We start from the raw sequence: 14,996 nt of genomic DNA, 5'->3' as shown, positions 1-14,996 counted from the left end.
AGATAGCGGGGTTTTTTCGTTGTAGAGAATGATTACTTAAATACAGACCAGATAGGTGCGTGATCAGATGGCTTTTCAATCCCACGCAGTTCGTAGTCGATATCCGCTTCAATACATTTGCTTGCGAGAGTAGGTGTTGCCAAAACTACGTCAATACGAAGTCCACGGTTGTCATCAAATCCTCTTGAGCGGTAATCGAACCACGAGAACTTGTCATCCACCTCTGGATGGAGATTGCGGAACGTGTCTTCGAATCCCCAATCTAAAAGCGTTTGCAACCATTCACGTTCAATAGGCTGGAATGAACATTTGCCCGTTTTCAACCAACGCTTGCGGTTTGGTTCACCAATGCCAATATCAAGATCGACTGGGCTAATGTTGATATCACCCATCACAATGATTTGCTCATCGTTGGTGTGATGATCGTTAAGGTAGGTCATTAAGTCTTTGTAGAACTGCTCTTTGTATGGAAACTTTGTTTCATGGGCGATATTGTCACCCTGAGGGAAGTAACCATTTAATACCGTGACTTTCTCACCATTGGCGTCTTCGAAAGTCGCCATAATCATGCGCTTTTGATGATCTTCGTTATCGGTTGGGAAGCCTTTTTTAACTTCAATTGGCTCTTGTTTACATAACATGGCCACGCCGTAGTGGGCTTTCTGTCCATGGAAGTAAACTTTGTAGCCCATTGCTTCCACATCTTCTAACGGGAAAGCATCGTCGTGAACTTTGATTTCCTGCAAACCAATCACATCTGGCTGGTGCTTATCAATAAGAGCTTGAAGTTGATGAAGGCGAGCACGCAAACCATTGATATTGAAACTTATTACTTTCATTTTATTAATATCCTCTGATGAGACCTTGCAATCCTTTGCAGTTCTAGGTTTCTGTTTGTAAAGGTATTCATTGGAGTGACTACCTATCTCTACGCCAATTTAAACACTTTTGAATGGGAACGGCTATACCGCCAGGTTACAGGAATAGAAATATTGTTGTCTGTAGTCTTGATGTATCGACAGCGCAGTTTAGCGTTGAGGAACTTGATGCTCACTTATCAGTGTCTGAAATGTTTTTATTTCGAACCATAAGGTAAATAACGGATATATTTTCAACAAGTTAGTTATTGGTTACAAATGAATGTCAATGTTGGAATTCTGTAAATTTGATAGTGTACGGTATTTTGATTTTTTATGGGATGATCGACTGTACATGGGGTTGAGTATCACTTTTTTGTCTACTAGTATTCGCCCTGAAAATGCCTTATCCGTCCGATGGATGGTATATGCAACCTTAATTTGTGGTACTTAGCACATCCTCACCTACGTTGCGGTACGTAGGTGATCTTTTTTTACCTCATCTATCCTGAAATACGAAAGTAAGGTCATCTTCCTCTTATTCTCATCATTCCTTTATTTAGTATGTTATAGACGCGACCAATTGCAGGTTATACTCAAGTGTTAAATGGCAAATCATTTTAATTGTTGGTCAGGTTTATTAGCGAATTAGTTTGCAGTTACACCAAGTGATGGTTTATAGGTGAACTGACCGAGACTATGGAAAGGGGGAGGGAAACATGGAAATTAAGCTAGTAGGCAAAGCTGAATGTTCTGAACTTGTTCCAATATTTGCCGAGCTGGAACGCTACTACTTTTCAGATAATGCTGCGTCTTGCGATGAGCTTGAAAACTATCTTGTTAATCAGGTGTTTTCAGATTTCTCGGGTGTAAGAGTCGTTGCCGCTTATGAAGGCTCGCAAGTTCTGGGTTTTGCCACTTTTACCGTGATGTACCCAGCACCGACTTTGGCAGGTCAGATGTACATGAAAGATCTGTTCGTTTCTTCCCAGTCAAGAGGAAGCGGTGTTGGTCTTAGCATTATGAAGTATTTAGCGAAAATCGCTTCTGACAATGGGTGTGTTCGTCTGGACTGGACCGCCGAAACCACCAACCCTTCTGCCGGAAAGTACTATCGCTCTATCGGCGCCTCTCTGATAAAAGAAAAAGAATATTATCGATTTGAAGGCGACGAACTGCATCGTTTTGCCACATCCTAAATCATCGGGGTAACGTGCTTCTAGATGGATTAGTGCTTTATCCTACCTGTCTCAATTCCTATCACATTTATCCAAAACTGCGACTATGTTTCGGGCTGACCTGCCGCAATTCGAATGTGTTCACAAGCAAGCAACAGTGCAAAAAATATCGGTAGAAAACTGTATATATATACAGTATATTTTAAAGGCTGATATGAATTGATATGCAAAAGGAGAGGCACGATAACTTTCGCGGGGGGCGAAAAGTGCCTTGAATATGCTGTGGCTGGGCAGGGAATGCTGGACATGAGATGTTCAGGTTGTGTTTATGGCAAAGAGTCTGAGTGAAGGTCAGGTAGCGACGCTAGTTAAATGGCGAGCTCGCTGTAAGCGTGCGCAGTTGGCGCATAGCTATACAGCGATTTCTTATGGTCGCTATCACTTATTGTTAGGGGTTGTGCTGATCTTGCTGACTACGGCATCTTCGGTATTGATTTTTGCCAGTCATGTTCAACCAGTCTGGCTATCACCCGTTATTGGGACTTCTGCGGCTCTATTCGCTTATCTTCAGACATTTCTGCGTCTGTCAGAAAAAGCAGATACCCATCGACAGGTCGCGCGCCGATACGGTGCGCTTAAAAAACGAATTGAATATGTTGTCGATTTTCGATCACCGATAAAAGATCTGGGTACGCAAATTGATGCGATTCGACAAAAAGAAGATGAGATAGCATCGGATGCTCCGCACGCGCTGAGTCACAGATGGAGTAAAGCAAAAAAAGAAACACACACAGAAAATGAAGCAGCGCGACTTCTGACCCGTTTATAGAATTTCACGACAGCGTTTGAGCTCATGATGCTCTGAAGAAAGGGAGCTAAATAGCAACGTATCAAAAGTGGTATTCCACAGACTGAGCTAAAAATACTATTGACAATTATATTTCTAAAAATGTTATGTTATAACGTATCTTTTTTTGGTTTTATGGATTTCATATGAAGGGATTTCCTACGTCAATAGTTTCCGCGCAGCAGCTTTGTTCGAACAGTTCACAAGGCTGGAGAGCTGTCACTGATGCGACGTTTTCTGTAGCTCAGGGCGAATGTGTGGCTGTGATCGGTCCAAATGGAAGCGGTAAATCCAGTTTGCTCAAAGCCATTACTGGAGAATTTAAAACAGTGAATGGCAGGCTGTTAATTAATGGGACAGATGCCAATCAGCTGGATCCAAACCAAAAGGCGAAAATGGTTGCGGTTGTGGCGCAACATGAACACGCGGATCCTCGTTTAACCGTTCGTGAATATGTGTGGCTGGGACGTGTTCCCCATACTTTCTGTTGTAGCCATAAAGAACACGAGCGAGCGGTTGAACAAGCTTTGGAAGACGTAGGCTTATCAATGAAAGGCAACCGACTGATTGGTTCGCTTTCAGGAGGCGAACAACAACGGGCAAATATTGCGCGAGCATTCGCTCAAGAACCCAAACTGTTGCTGCTCGATGAGCCCACTAATCATTTAGACCCACTTGCTCGCCTTGAACTGCTAGAGCTCATCAAACTGAAAGGCGTTGCCTCCATCGCTGTGTTACATGACTTGCCTTTAGTCGCCCCTTTTGCCGACAAAGTCCTTTTAATGTCAGAACAAAAAATGGTGGCTTACGCCTCGCCAGAGCAAGTGATGCAAAACGAATACATCACCCCCGTTTTTGGGCTGCGCGTTGTCACGCTTAGTCATCCTCAAATCGCAGGTGCGGTGCATCATTTTGAAGCCGCATCGTCAAATTACAATATTCCATCAATAGGAGCCGCCTAATGAAGTGGTCTGCAATACTGACTCTTTTATTCCCTTTTGCCGTTGCCAATGCCGCAGATACTCAATACCCCGTAACTGTCGATAACTGTGGTAGCCCGCTTACCATTGATAAACGCCCTACACGTGCCGTGTTTCATGACATCAACATGACTGAAATGGCGTTTGCACTCGATCTTCAGGAAAGCATGATTGGCGTAACAGGTATTACCGGGTGGTACAAGATGTCACCATCGTTCAAAAAGACCTTAGGTGAAACGCCCGAGCTTGCGCCTAAATATCCCTCGCTAGAAACACTGATTTCAGCAAAACCCGATTTCTTCTTTGCTGGTTGGAACTACGGCATGAAAGTGGGCGGTGAAGTGACGCCTCAAAGCTTAAAGCCTTATGGGGTAGATACGTTAGTACTGTCTGAAAGCTGTATTCACACGCATAAACTTAAAGACGGTGCCAGCATGGAACTGCTTTATGGAGACGTTAAAAAACTGGGTGTGATATTTGACCGACAGGACAAGGCTAATGCTCTGGTTAAAGAGTGGAAGGCAAGAGTCAAAGCGGTTGCAGAAAAGAAAAATCGCTCGGGTCAGCCCGCGCCAAAAGTTTTCCTGTTTGACTCCGGCGAGGACAAACCTTTCACTGCTGGCAAATTTGCCATGCCGAATGCAATGATCCATGAGGCGGGTGGGCACAACATTACCGAAAACATGGAAACGAGCTGGGCAAGAACATCGTGGGAAAATGTGGCGAGAGAAAACCCAGATGTCATCATCCTACTTGACTACCAGACTGCCAACGGTGCCGATGCTCTAAAGGACTTTCTGGAGCAACATCCTCTAATGAAGCATACCAACGCTGTTAAATCTGAGCGCTATGTGAAGCTACGATATGAGCAACTCACTCCTGGTCCTGCCAACATTGAAGCGATAGAAAAGCTCTCTAATGCGTTCTTTCCTCAATAAGTGAAGGCAAAGTAACGCTTAATGAAATTGTCTAAATACCAGATGGCATGGTGGCTTGGAGGAAGCGCCATGCTTGTTTCGTTTGTGTTCAGCTTAAAATTCGGTTCGGTGTCACTGTCACTTGATGAAGTACTGGCAGGGCTACGAGCTTTCAATGAAGAAGAGATGAGCATGACCAGCCGGATCCTCATAGACTTGCGTCTTCCAAGAGTTCTTCTCGCCATCATTGCCGGTGCAGGGCTCGCAATGGTCGGTGCTCTGCTTCAGACAACGACGCGAAATGATCTGGCCGATCCGTTCTTGTTTGGTTTGTCTTCCGGAGCGTCTGCTGGTGCTGTACTGGTCATAACTAAACTAGGCGATGCGCTAGGGTTGTGGTCGCTTCCTTTGGCAGCTTTTGCCGGGGGGATTGTGTCTGCCTCTGCAGTGCTGATCTTATTCTCGATGCAGAAAAAGCGAGGCAATAACAACCTGGTGTTGTGTGGTCTGGCGATCTCGTTTCTGTTTGGAGCAGTGACCAGTTTTCTCATCTATTCGGGTGATCAGCGCGCCGCCAGTTCCATTTTGTTCTGGACCATGGGAGGGCTGGGACTGGCTCGTTGGGAGAATCTGATTTTTGCAGCGATCGGCGTATTGTGCGTCGTGGTGCTGATCTTATTCCGCTATCGCGAGCTTGATACTTTACTGGTGAGTGAGCAAACCACGCATTCTCTTGGTGTTAATGTGCATCGACTTCGAAGTGAAGTCTTCTTATGTTGTGCGTTTTGCACCGCATCCATTGTTGCCTTGACTGGAGTGGTTGGTTTTATCGGGTTGATGGTTCCTCATCTCGTACGCCCATTTTCAGGAATGACTCACAAGCTTGCGCTGCCACTGGTAGCCTTGTGGGGAGCCGTGATGCTGACGCTGGGTGATATTGTTAGCCGAACCATTCTTTCGCCACAGGAACTCCCGGTGGGTATCGTAACTGCGGCGTTAGGTGGTGTGTTTGTTTTGTACTTAGTCTGGAAAAAGCCTGCAAGCTGACAGCTTGCGGGCTATCTAATGAAAAGAGATTGGGTCACAGACAATCGAGCAGAGAATTTGGGTCATCTCCGATCACGGATTTCATATAAGTATCAAAAATCGTCTGGTGGTCACCATTGGTTTTTAACTTCACTAAAGACGCATTGATCTTCGTAACCAGTTCTTTAGCACGAGGAGACTGGCGCGAGATCATCAGATAAAAATCGACAGGCTTTTCAATCAGGCGCTGGCATCTGATGTCTTTGGGAAGTGACAGTTTTCCTGTTGAGATACTGCCTGCCACTATGGATACCTGAGTTTCCAAAATCTGGCATCGCTCTTGTTGCAGCATCTTCATTACGCTTGTCAGCCCACCATGAACGGTGGTGATAATGTTCTCCTGAGGAATACCATATTTACTGGTGTAAATCTCATAGTTCCAGCCTGCCATCCCACAAATCTCAAAGTGTTTTAGCTCTTTCACTTTGGTCACTGCTTTCTTGGTTTCAGGGTTGATCACTCCGTTTGGAAATGCTCTTCGCGAGTAGAAGATAGCAATAGGTGCCGAATAAATCGGACCGACGAAGTGATATTTCTCACCACGACTGGCGTTATAGGTGGCGTCTGTGGCAACTTCATGTTTTCTGAGTGAACTGAACTTTTCTGTGTTATGAAGGCAACGCTTCCATGGAATCACTTCAGACAAGAAATCCAGATCAGTGTCTTGGTTGATGGCGTTAAACAGCTCGATATTTATCCCTTGAACTTTGGGGCGTTCACCAACAGAGGGATTAGGGTCTAGATAAAAGTAAGGCGCCCAAGGTTTGCCGCAAACCCGAATAGGCATTTCGGTATTACTGGCATGAACGGAAAGAACCACGAACAAGTTTACTAGTAGCGTAAACAAGGAAAACAAAACGAAATGATGCATGTTATCACCATAATTTTTGTGTGGTCTTATGTTTCCTAGGATAGTTTAGATTAAAGTCTCATGGTTGAGGAATGCACAATATTCTCGAAGAAGAGATTACGGACCTCCTATTAGCGTAAAGAGTTGCATATATGAGGGTCATGACTCTTCTTCGTCGGCGCAACATTCATCTAAAAGAAAGCTAATCACATACTGCAGTTTTTCGTATTCAGCAACGCAAAACAGCGTGCGTCCTTCTCTCCGCTGTGTCAGCAGGCCGGCTGAAACCAACCCAGAAATATGGTGCGAGAGCGTTGACCCGGGAATGTTCAGTTTTTCTTGTAAGCCACCTACAGCAATACCTTTAAATCCTGCTTTGACCACAGATTTGTAAATAGTCAGCCGCGTGGGGTGCCCAAGTTCTTTTAGTGATTTTGCAACAATATCAATGTCCATTTCAGACCCCGTAAAAAATTTATTTCGATAATACTAGAAATATCTTGATCGATACAATGGATGATCTTATATTTCGAATATTCTAGAAATATAGATGTGAGTAAAATAATGACTATTGATTCTCTTGCCTTACAAGAAACGCTGAATATGTTTGCCTTCTTAGCAGTCGAGCTGACGTTGCTGTTTTTGCTTATTAGCTATCTGGTTGGCGTAGTACAAATGTACATCCCACCTTCGAAAATCCAGCGAATTTTGAGCAGCAAAAATGGCAGTGGTTACATCATCGCTGCGTTTTTGGGGGCAATTACGCCATTTTGCTCTTGTTCAACCATTCCATTCTTAAAAAGGTCTGCTAAGAGCAAAGGCAGGGTTTGGGACCATGATGGTCTTTTTATTCGCAAGCCCGCTGCTTAACCCGATTATTATCGGGCTGTTTGCGGTTACCTTTGGGCTAAAAGTGACGATGCTCTATTTCACTGTGGCAATGAGCGTATCGATTGTTGCAGGGTATCTGCTTGAGAAGCTAGGGTTTGAGAAATACATTAAACCAGAAGTGTATGAGGTTCCGGCATCCTCTGGCTGCCCGGCATCTTCTTGTGGTGCGAAATCCAAACCCGAGAATAAGTGGCTAAAAGTCTGGAACAGTACCTGGAGTGACTTTAAAAAGGTGTTGCCTTACCTCATAGGGGGGATTGCATTAGGGTCAGTGATCTACGGGTTTATGCCTACCGAGTTCATCGCTTCTGTTGCGAGTGAAGATAATCCGTTGGCGATACCTGTCGCGGCTGTAATTGGCATCCCGCTCTACATTCGGGCTGAAGCGGTCATTCCTCTCAGCGCAGCACTGGCAGCAAAAGGCATGGGGTTAGGTGCAGTCATGGCACTCATTATCGGGAGTGCTGGTGCCAGCCTGACAGAGGTTATCCTGCTTAAATCCATGTTCAAAAACACCATGATAGTGTCATTTGTCGCGGTCATTCTGACCATGGCAATAAGTGCGGGTATTCTCTATAACTTAGTGTTTTTATAAAATAGTGTGAACAGTGTTAGGAGGCGGTGTGCGAAATTGGATGTAGTGCGCCGCTTTTGTTATGGTTTGTTCAGAAAACCATGTGAGTCAAAGGATTGAAAAGTCATGGATGCAGCGTACGCCAACGTTATTGTTGGTTTATATTATATTGCCGTCATTGTTTTAGTTGAGAAGCTGGGATTGCTCCGATGCAATGGCAGTAAGTGGCTGGCAATTTCCACCTTTTTGTTGGCTCCTGCCATAATCTTCGTGAGTGCAACAGCTCTTATTCTGTACTTTCAGTCTATTGGTGCGGATTATTTTGCAAGGGTGATGACCAACACCATCATGATTGCTGGTCCCCTCGCCACACTTTATTGGGCGCGTCTGGCATATCACTATCGCGTTTCTCTTGCTGAGGCTCGCGCTTCTGCTCAAAAAGAAAGCCTATGAGTTCACTTCAATTCAGAGCATCTTCACCTGACTCTTCAGATTTTCAGGTGCTTATCAGTCAGCTCAACCGTTCTCTTACTCAGATAACTCAGGATAGCGGGGAAAGCTCGTTTCAGGCTGAGGAATTTTCTCCGCAGCGGGATGGGGCATTGGTCGGGTATGACCAAGATGAGGCTGTTGCTTGTGGAAGTTTTCGTTTCCATCAGCAAGGCATTTGCGAAGTAAAGCGAATGTTCTCTGCTAAGCCGGGCAGCGGAAGCGCGTTGCTAGTTGCTCTGGAAGATTTTGCCCGAAGAAAAGGGTATCAACGCGCCATACTTTCTACTCGGCGCGTCAATACTCAGGCGGTCAATTTTTATCTGAAAAACGGATACGTGGAAATCCCACCCTATGGGAAATACGTTGGCAGAGAAATCTCCATCTGCTTAGGAAAATCGCTCTGATTTACTGCGCCGTCCAGCCTAAATCTATCGATAAGCTTGTGCCAGTAATGGAACGACCGGCATCGCTGATCAGATAGTTCACCATGGCACCAATTTCTTCAGGTTCGATCATCTTCTTGATTGCCGCTTTTTTTAGCATGATTTCCTTAATCACCTGATCGCGATCGATGTTGTGATTGCTCGCCTGATCAGCAATCTGTTTTTCAACCAGAGGTGTTTTAACGTAAGCAGGGCAAATGGTATTAGCGGTAATGCCGAACTCTCCCCCTTCTAAAGCAGAAGACTTGGTCAATCCCATTAGCCCATGCTTTGCCGTGACATAAGCGGATTTATAAGGAGAGGCAATTTTTCCATGAATGGAAGCAATATTGATGACTCTGCCCCAATTGTTTTTCTTCATATACGGCCAGCAGTATTTGGTGAGAAGAAAAGGGGAAGTGAGCATAACCGAAAGCATGGTATTGAACGTGTTTTCTGGAAAGGACTCGATGGGGGATATGTATTGAAAGCCAGCGTTGTTTACCAGAATATCGATATGTCCAAAGTGATTGGCGACCGCTTTGACAAGTGAAAGATTGTTTTCCTGAACCGATAAGTCGCACTGAAAAAACTCAGCGTTTAGCTGCTGTGCAGCGGCTTCACCATCCTCTTGATTGAGATCGGCTATCGCGACCTGTATTCCGTTATCTCGCAGTGATTTCGCAATGGCGAACCCAATACCACTGGCACCACCTGTGACCAACGCAACTTTTTCCATGTTTACTCTCCTTTATGGTTATATTTTACTCTAGTGCAAAAGGCATAAGCAGACGTTGTTCTGTGTCTCAGGCTAAGAAATAGACACCTAAAAGTAATGATAGTCAAAGGGATACCTTGCCAGATAGCAAAATGGCTGGCTGGAATACACATCGCAGAAAGCTTAGCGAAAACACCATGTTTCTAATTCGTCCCGTATGATGATGTTTATTTTATAAAATAAAGGAGAGGGAAATGATAAGGCATTTATTACTGGTTCAGTTTAAAGCGTCAGCACAGGAATCCGACATTCAGACTTTGCTGGGGCTGTTTGTGGAAATACCTCAAAAAGTGGACGGAGTGTCTGCGGTTGAATGGGGAGAAAATGACAGCCCGGAAGGAAAGAACAAACAATATACGCATTGTATTTTTATGACCTTCGCTGATGAAGCGGGTCGTCAAAACTATCTGGAACATCCTGAGCATGAGGATCTAAAAGCCAAGTTCCATCCGATCCTTGAAGACATTGTGGTGCTAGATTACCAGCCTCAAAGTTAACTTTATGGCCGTATTGATAGCGCGAAACACCATCGCGCTTTTAAAATCACCTCGCTCAATAGTTCCTTAAATCCCAGCATTTCTTTTGTCTTAAGGTTAAGTTTGGAACCGAACTGACAAGAAACTCAAAAAACATTGATAAAAAAATGGTTATTTATAAAATGAATGACCTGAGTTGTACTAATAAACAAAACATTAATGAACCGAATTCTTTTAGGCACATCTTTGCTTGCTGCCACCATCTCAATTATTTCAACCGCCCAAGCTAATTCTATTCTTTACGATTCATGTGAGCGTAATTCTCATGCGTCGACCAGTGTGAACTGCGAAGACGAATCCAAAGTTAATAATGACTTTGAATATGAAGGCTCCATATGGGAAAGCGATGATTCCGATGAACCCCTTATTACTTTTGTTGACCGGGGTCGAAATCCAGACGATAACGAGTGGGAAATCATGAACATTGAAGACAAGGTTCAAAACGAAAAGCGAAATGAATGCGCGAAACGAAGTTACGGTGAATGCATTATTTACGAAAACGATTAGAATACTCGTCACCAATTTCCAACGTGATGTAACGGATGACGACTCACCGCGCAACTGTTCGTTGGCAAAAGCTGCCTGAACAACCTTTTACCGACAGCCAGTTCAGTCGGGTACATACCTGGGAATTTGATGGGGGAGTTTCTATTCCTGCTTCTCCATCACCCGAGATCCTGCCTCCTCCTCTATCTGATGAATCCGCGGTAGATCCTGAAGAAGCCTACATAGCAACGCTTTCGAGCTGTCATATGATGGCGTTTCTGGCAATAGCCGCGAAGCGAAAGTACATCGTCGAGCAATATCGGGACACAGCGCAAGGTGTTCTCAGCAAAAACGAAAATGGAAAACTCTGGGTAAGCAAAGTCTGCCTTTGTCCAGACGTTCAGTTTTCGGGTGACAAGATCCCTTCATCAGAACAAGTTCAAAAACTGCACAAGCTAGCCCATAAAAATTGCTTTATCGCAAACTCTGTTAAAACCGCAATAGAAATCTCAAGCGATTCATAGCAATATGCACTCGGGTTGTTATTCTTCCTGCAAAGGCTAACCTGGAATTCGATATAGAGTTCTCTGTCCGCAGAGGGAAGTGATCTTCCTGAAATAATTTAGAACCGACAGAACCAACGGGTACTTGCATACGTAAAAGCGTGCAAAATCAAAAGAATTATTGAGGATCCGATATGCGAATGTTAACTGCGCTGCTTGCTTCAATTGTGTTGTCAGGTTGTCTGGGTATGCCAGATCAGGTTAAGCCAGTACAAGGGTTTGAAGGTGAAAGATACCTTGGGAAATGGTACGAAATAGCGCGGCTGGACCACTCGTTTGAGCGAGGTTTAGAGCAGGTAACGGCTGAATATTCCTGGCGAGATGATGGTGGCATACGAGTCATCAACCGTGGTTACTCCATTGAGGAACAGGAGTGGGATCAAGCCGAAGGTAAAGCGTATTTTGTTGAAGGCGATAATCAGGGTTATCTGAAGGTGTCTTTCTTTGGTCCTTTCTATGGTTCTTACGTGGTGTTTGAACTGGAACAAAATAACTACGACTATGCGTTTGTTTCCGGACCGGACAATTCCTATCTATGGCTACTTTCCCGTACTCCAGAGGTAGACCAGTCCATCAAGGACAAGTTCGTTGCTATGTCTAAAGAACGTGGTTTCAACACCGACGAGCTGATCTTCGTGAATCAAACTTCCTCGCAATAATTCTCTAAGTACTCCAACTGGTAATGTTTTACGGCTCGGACTTTCTGTTCGAGCCAACTGAAAAACCAGCAAAATCAAAACATAAGTCAAGTTCTGCTTATTCCATATATGTCATATTACGCCCTGTTGTTAAAACGAACAGGTGCATAAATGGCTAAGGTATGGATGTGTGTATTGGCTCTGATCTTTGTTGTTGGTTGTACAGATTCAAGCAAAGTCAGCCAATGCATTGGTTTTAGTAAAGATGACACTGTCTTTGTTATCAATGCTGATGATATAGGTATGCATCCCGACATGGATAATGCGGTGTTCGATATGTATGAAAAAGAAATAGTCCAGACCTTCTCACTTATGGTGCCTACACCAAATTTTAACTTTTCTGCGCGCTATGCGATCAACAACAAAGTGCCTGTCGGGCTGCATCTCACCCTCACCAACGAATGGCAGGAAGCCAATAGCTGGACACCTCTACTAAGTAAGGAAGAAGTTCCTTCCTTGTACAACGAAAAAGGTTATATGTGGCCAACTGGAGAGGAGCTTGCCGAGTATGCTGATATTAAAGAGGTGCGCAAAGAGCTCGAAGCGCAGATAGATAAAGCTCTAGAGATGGGGCTTGAGGTTACGCATCTGGATTTTCACATGCTTTACTGGGCGTATCGAGAAGATTTCTGGGACGTCACCTTAAGCATCGCGAAACATTACAAAATGCCGATTGTGATTCAGCATCACTGGATGACTCAAAGAGAACAGCGTAGCCGAACGTCCACGCTCCAATGGAAAGACTTTTTCACTGCTGACGTATTCTGGATGTATTACAACCCAACAGACAGATTGATGGATGAAAACTTAAGTCGTTCGCAATATCAGAACATGTTCAAAGACGCAAAACCTGCATTGCACCATGTCGCCATTCACCCTGCTTACCGAACGGAGAGTGCAAAACAGCAGTTCAGAGATGCGGAGTTCCGCTTTGATGAATTTCGAGTCTGGACCGATGGTTCGCTTAATGATGCCATCAAAGAAAGCGGCATAAATTTCACCAATTATCGAGAGCTAAAGCGCCTGATGACTTCTGGCAGCGATTGCCTGAAATAACGGTGAACACTAATAAAGCGAACCCCTACGGTTCAAACAGCATCCGTAGGGGAACGTGTGGCAGGTTACAGCACGGTTAACTTACTACTGGCACTTCCAGCACTTGCCTGAAGACTTATTGTCATACCAATCCATTTTATCGACACCGCCAGATTCCGCCCAAGATCGGATGTCTGGATAAGCTTCGGTAACGTCAACCGTTTCGTGTGGGTGAGACCACTGCGACTGAACATCTAACGCCCATGGAAGCCCTGTCGAAGTCTGGTAATACCGAGATGCGCTAATATCCGAATCATCAGAATCGGTGCCAAACAAGCTGGTGTCTGCCAAATCGGTATTTGGGTAATTGACCAGATGGACTTCTTTGTTCCGGTTGTAGGTGTTGTAAATGAATGGGTTAAGAGTCTGACTGGTAAAGCTTACCAATGGCGTGTTTAGTACTACCGAAACGCGGTAATCTTTAGCGTCTCTGTCGTCACCTGCATTGGTGTTATAGAAGGAATAGGTGCCATTCGCTGGTAGCGTATCGCTCAGATTACTGAAGACCACAAAAACCAGTTCACCTGAATGCCCACTTTCCGCGCTGATAAGAGAATCCGACCCTTCGTACGTTTTGGTGATCGACGATGCGTGACCGGGTTCCACACCATTGAGTGAAATGCCAAATGCGTTTGCTCGGGTTGCGCCTCTCGCCACCGCCTGACCGATGAAATCAAAGCGTGTCATTTCGTTATCCGCATTCGTGTAGATCTCATAGGCATAGCGTGTCACAAAGTCATTTAAGTCATAATCACCTTCGGCTGGCCAACGATCCTCAAACGCCAGAGTGTACCAACCGCTGGTGGGTGTTCGGCTATAAAAGGCGATGTTAGGATCATTTGGGGCGTAGTCTGAAGCGTCACCCACTCCGTCTCCATCTGCATCTCCTATTTCTGGCCAGCTGATCTCTGCGATCTCACTGATCAAGCCATTGGAATCGGTGGCGAAAACCTGAACTTTCCATCGTTCTCCAATGGCTGTTTGACTGGATGGTACGGTTGCACCCGTTGTATTGGATTTGCTGGCGAACTCATCATCCACATAGAAGCCTTGCCCGACATCCACAAACCATCGGTAGCTGTAGGTAACAGAATCGCCATCTGGATCAGCGGGAGATGGTCCGGTAATCGTAACGACCAAATCGTCTCCTTCGGCAATACCTGAACTCCGGCTAAGTGTCGGTGTGTAAGGAGGGTCGTTGGGTATGATGATGTAGGTAACAGTCATCTGGCTGTAGCTTACTGTGGTAAGCCAAGACAGGTTTGCCATGTCAATATCTAAGTCTACGTCCACGACCCCGTCATCTAGGGATGAAAGAGGTAAATCAAACTCTGTATTTGACCATGTGCCATTAGTGCCCTGAAGAAAACCGGGGTTGAGCTGAGCGCCGTCGACAGATACTCCGTCATATTCGCCATTTGCCCCATGAAATGGCTCTGAGTCGACGTCGTATGCGCGGATCATCAGAGTCGCTGAAGTGACCTGAGCGCCTGCTGGAAGCGTAATACTGTGTTGCCAGGAAAAGTCGCTATTTTTACCACTGTAAAGATTAAAACCATAACCGTTTGGCGCGACATAGTGTGGCGATGTACTAGAGGCATCTATTTTCTGAGTAAATGTAGTAGAGCCATCTCCATTGTCGACAGACTGCTCTTCTGTTGGAGCCGCTAATGCGTGAAAGCTAAGTATGAAATACAGAGCAAGTGGCAGCTTTATCATCTTTGATAGTAAGTTCATCTTGCTCTC

At 45.0% G+C, this 14,996-nt stretch carries 17 protein-coding genes and 1 pseudogene; 13 read left to right on the top strand and 5 right to left on the bottom strand.

Annotated elements, in window-relative coordinates; translation table 11 throughout:
- Positions 1-32: 32 nt before the first annotated feature.
- Positions 33-839: an exodeoxyribonuclease III gene (gene xthA / locus RH89_RS12740; RefSeq protein ID WP_004402316.1), complete on the bottom strand. Its 807-nt coding sequence runs from the start codon at positions 837-839 to the stop codon at positions 33-35.
- 737 nt (positions 840-1,576) lie between these two features.
- Between xthA and RH89_RS12735 the strand changes: the two genes are divergently transcribed.
- The 5 genes from RH89_RS12735 to RH89_RS12715 all read left to right on the top strand — a co-directional run bounded on the left by RH89_RS12735 (position 1,577) and on the right by RH89_RS12715 (position 5,826).
- On the top strand, positions 1,577-2,056 hold the full coding sequence (locus RH89_RS12735) for a GNAT family N-acetyltransferase (RefSeq protein ID WP_004402315.1): 480 nt from the start codon (positions 1,577-1,579) through the stop codon (positions 2,054-2,056).
- 307 nt (positions 2,057-2,363) lie between these two features.
- Complete coding sequence (locus RH89_RS12730) at positions 2,364-2,864, top strand: SLATT domain-containing protein (protein WP_004402314.1); 501 nt, start codon at positions 2,364-2,366, stop codon at positions 2,862-2,864.
- Positions 2,865-3,028: 164 nt separating this feature from the next.
- Positions 3,029-3,844, top strand: coding sequence for an ABC transporter ATP-binding protein (locus RH89_RS12725; RefSeq protein ID WP_004402313.1), 816 nt, complete (start codon positions 3,029-3,031; stop codon positions 3,842-3,844).
- Positions 3,844-4,800 (top strand): ABC transporter substrate-binding protein, encoded by a 957-nt coding sequence (locus tag RH89_RS12720; protein WP_004402312.1) that lies wholly within the window; start codon positions 3,844-3,846, stop codon positions 4,798-4,800. The genes RH89_RS12725 and RH89_RS12720 overlap by 1 nt, the downstream gene beginning before the upstream one ends.
- 69 nt (positions 4,801-4,869) lie before the next feature.
- Positions 4,870-5,826 (top strand): FecCD family ABC transporter permease, encoded by a 957-nt coding sequence (locus RH89_RS12715; protein WP_038145798.1) that lies wholly within the window; start codon positions 4,870-4,872, stop codon positions 5,824-5,826.
- A gap of 34 nt (positions 5,827-5,860) precedes the next feature.
- Here RH89_RS12715 and RH89_RS12710 read toward each other — a convergent pair whose 3' ends face one another.
- Positions 5,861-6,736, bottom strand: a complete 876-nt coding sequence (locus RH89_RS12710; RefSeq protein WP_004402310.1) for a substrate-binding periplasmic protein — start codon at positions 6,734-6,736, stop codon at positions 5,861-5,863.
- Between the two features lie 138 nt (positions 6,737-6,874).
- A complete protein-coding gene (locus RH89_RS12705; protein WP_004402309.1) occupies positions 6,875-7,171 on the bottom strand; it encodes an ArsR/SmtB family transcription factor in 297 nt (98 codons plus the stop codon).
- Positions 7,172-7,279: 108 nt separating this feature from the next.
- On the opposite strand from RH89_RS12705, the pseudogene RH89_RS12700 reads away from it, so the two are divergent.
- The 3 genes and pseudogenes from RH89_RS12700 to RH89_RS12690 all read left to right on the top strand — a co-directional run bounded on the left by RH89_RS12700 (position 7,280) and on the right by RH89_RS12690 (position 9,076).
- Positions 7,280-8,201 (top strand): annotated as a pseudogene (locus RH89_RS12700) (permease).
- A gap of 105 nt (positions 8,202-8,306) precedes the next feature.
- Positions 8,307-8,633 carry a hypothetical protein gene (locus RH89_RS12695; RefSeq protein ID WP_004402308.1) on the top strand — a complete coding sequence of 109 codons (327 nt, stop codon included), beginning with the start codon at positions 8,307-8,309 and terminating at the stop codon, positions 8,631-8,633.
- Complete coding sequence (locus tag RH89_RS12690; protein ID WP_004402307.1) at positions 8,630-9,076, top strand: GNAT family N-acetyltransferase; 447 nt, start codon at positions 8,630-8,632, stop codon at positions 9,074-9,076. The genes RH89_RS12695 and RH89_RS12690 overlap by 4 nt, the downstream gene beginning before the upstream one ends.
- A 1-nt stretch (position 9,077) precedes the next feature.
- Here RH89_RS12690 and RH89_RS12685 read toward each other — a convergent pair whose 3' ends face one another.
- Complete coding sequence (locus RH89_RS12685; protein WP_004402306.1) at positions 9,078-9,833, bottom strand: 3-hydroxybutyrate dehydrogenase; 756 nt, start codon at positions 9,831-9,833, stop codon at positions 9,078-9,080.
- A 233-nt stretch (positions 9,834-10,066) separates the two neighbouring features.
- Here RH89_RS12685 and RH89_RS12680 point away from each other — a divergent pair, with 233 nt between their 5' ends.
- The 5 genes from RH89_RS12680 to RH89_RS28690 all read left to right on the top strand — a co-directional run bounded on the left by RH89_RS12680 (position 10,067) and on the right by RH89_RS28690 (position 13,211).
- Entirely contained in the window at positions 10,067-10,369 is a 303-nt protein-coding gene (locus RH89_RS12680; protein WP_004402305.1) for a Dabb family protein, read from the top strand.
- Positions 10,370-10,567: 198 nt separating this feature from the next.
- Positions 10,568-10,915: a hypothetical protein gene (locus RH89_RS12675; RefSeq protein ID WP_004402304.1), complete on the top strand. Its 348-nt coding sequence runs from the start codon at positions 10,568-10,570 to the stop codon at positions 10,913-10,915.
- Positions 10,916-10,950: 35 nt separating this feature from the next.
- Positions 10,951-11,418, top strand: coding sequence for an OsmC family protein (locus tag RH89_RS12670; RefSeq protein ID WP_004402303.1), 468 nt, complete (start codon positions 10,951-10,953; stop codon positions 11,416-11,418).
- Between the two features lie 173 nt (positions 11,419-11,591).
- Positions 11,592-12,116: a lipocalin family protein gene (locus tag RH89_RS12665; RefSeq protein ID WP_004402302.1), complete on the top strand. Its 525-nt coding sequence runs from the start codon at positions 11,592-11,594 to the stop codon at positions 12,114-12,116.
- A 150-nt stretch (positions 12,117-12,266) separates the two neighbouring features.
- Positions 12,267-13,211 carry a polysaccharide deacetylase family protein gene (locus RH89_RS28690; RefSeq protein WP_050811525.1) on the top strand — a complete coding sequence of 315 codons (945 nt, stop codon included), beginning with the start codon at positions 12,267-12,269 and terminating at the stop codon, positions 13,209-13,211.
- A gap of 84 nt (positions 13,212-13,295) precedes the next feature.
- Here the strand turns inward: RH89_RS28690 and RH89_RS12655 are convergent, their stop codons facing one another.
- Positions 13,296-14,987 carry an LruC domain-containing protein gene (locus tag RH89_RS12655; RefSeq protein ID WP_004402300.1) on the bottom strand — a complete coding sequence of 564 codons (1,692 nt, stop codon included), beginning with the start codon at positions 14,985-14,987 and terminating at the stop codon, positions 13,296-13,298.
- Positions 14,988-14,996: the final 9 nt, after the last annotated feature.

The organism is Vibrio nigripulchritudo ATCC 27043 (genome assembly GCF_000222685.1).
GTDB classification, from domain to species: Bacteria; Pseudomonadota; Gammaproteobacteria; order Enterobacterales; family Vibrionaceae; genus Vibrio; species Vibrio nigripulchritudo.
The sequence above is the reverse complement of the archived record's forward strand: the minus strand, read 5'-3'. Positions and strand labels throughout refer to the sequence as shown.

Bases quoted from the DNA above. Each gene is read 5' to 3' on its own strand.
- xthA (WP_004402316.1), bottom strand. From the start codon at position 839: ATGAAAGTAATAAGTTTCAATATCAATGGTTTGCGTGCTCGCCTTCAT.
- RH89_RS12735 (WP_004402315.1), top strand. From the start codon at position 1,577: ATGGAAATTAAGCTAGTAGGCAAAGCTGAATGTTCTGAACTTGTTCCA.
- RH89_RS12730 (WP_004402314.1), top strand. From the start codon at position 2,364: ATGGCAAAGAGTCTGAGTGAAGGTCAGGTAGCGACGCTAGTTAAATGG.
- RH89_RS12725 (WP_004402313.1), top strand. From the start codon at position 3,029: ATGAAGGGATTTCCTACGTCAATAGTTTCCGCGCAGCAGCTTTGTTCG.
- RH89_RS12720 (WP_004402312.1), top strand. From the start codon at position 3,844: ATGAAGTGGTCTGCAATACTGACTCTTTTATTCCCTTTTGCCGTTGCC.
- RH89_RS12715 (WP_038145798.1), top strand. From the start codon at position 4,870: ATGCTTGTTTCGTTTGTGTTCAGCTTAAAATTCGGTTCGGTGTCACTG.
- RH89_RS12710 (WP_004402310.1), bottom strand. From the start codon at position 6,736: ATGCATCATTTCGTTTTGTTTTCCTTGTTTACGCTACTAGTAAACTTG.
- RH89_RS12705 (WP_004402309.1), bottom strand. From the start codon at position 7,171: ATGGACATTGATATTGTTGCAAAATCACTAAAAGAACTTGGGCACCCC.
- RH89_RS12695 (WP_004402308.1), top strand. From the start codon at position 8,307: ATGGATGCAGCGTACGCCAACGTTATTGTTGGTTTATATTATATTGCC.
- RH89_RS12690 (WP_004402307.1), top strand. From the start codon at position 8,630: ATGAGTTCACTTCAATTCAGAGCATCTTCACCTGACTCTTCAGATTTT.
- RH89_RS12685 (WP_004402306.1), bottom strand. From the start codon at position 9,833: ATGGAAAAAGTTGCGTTGGTCACAGGTGGTGCCAGTGGTATTGGGTTC.
- RH89_RS12680 (WP_004402305.1), top strand. From the start codon at position 10,067: ATGATAAGGCATTTATTACTGGTTCAGTTTAAAGCGTCAGCACAGGAA.
- RH89_RS12675 (WP_004402304.1), top strand. From the start codon at position 10,568: ATGAACCGAATTCTTTTAGGCACATCTTTGCTTGCTGCCACCATCTCA.
- RH89_RS12670 (WP_004402303.1), top strand. From the start codon at position 10,951: ATGACGACTCACCGCGCAACTGTTCGTTGGCAAAAGCTGCCTGAACAA.
- RH89_RS12665 (WP_004402302.1), top strand. From the start codon at position 11,592: ATGCGAATGTTAACTGCGCTGCTTGCTTCAATTGTGTTGTCAGGTTGT.
- RH89_RS28690 (WP_050811525.1), top strand. From the start codon at position 12,267: ATGGCTAAGGTATGGATGTGTGTATTGGCTCTGATCTTTGTTGTTGGT.
- RH89_RS12655 (WP_004402300.1), bottom strand. From the start codon at position 14,987: ATGAACTTACTATCAAAGATGATAAAGCTGCCACTTGCTCTGTATTTC.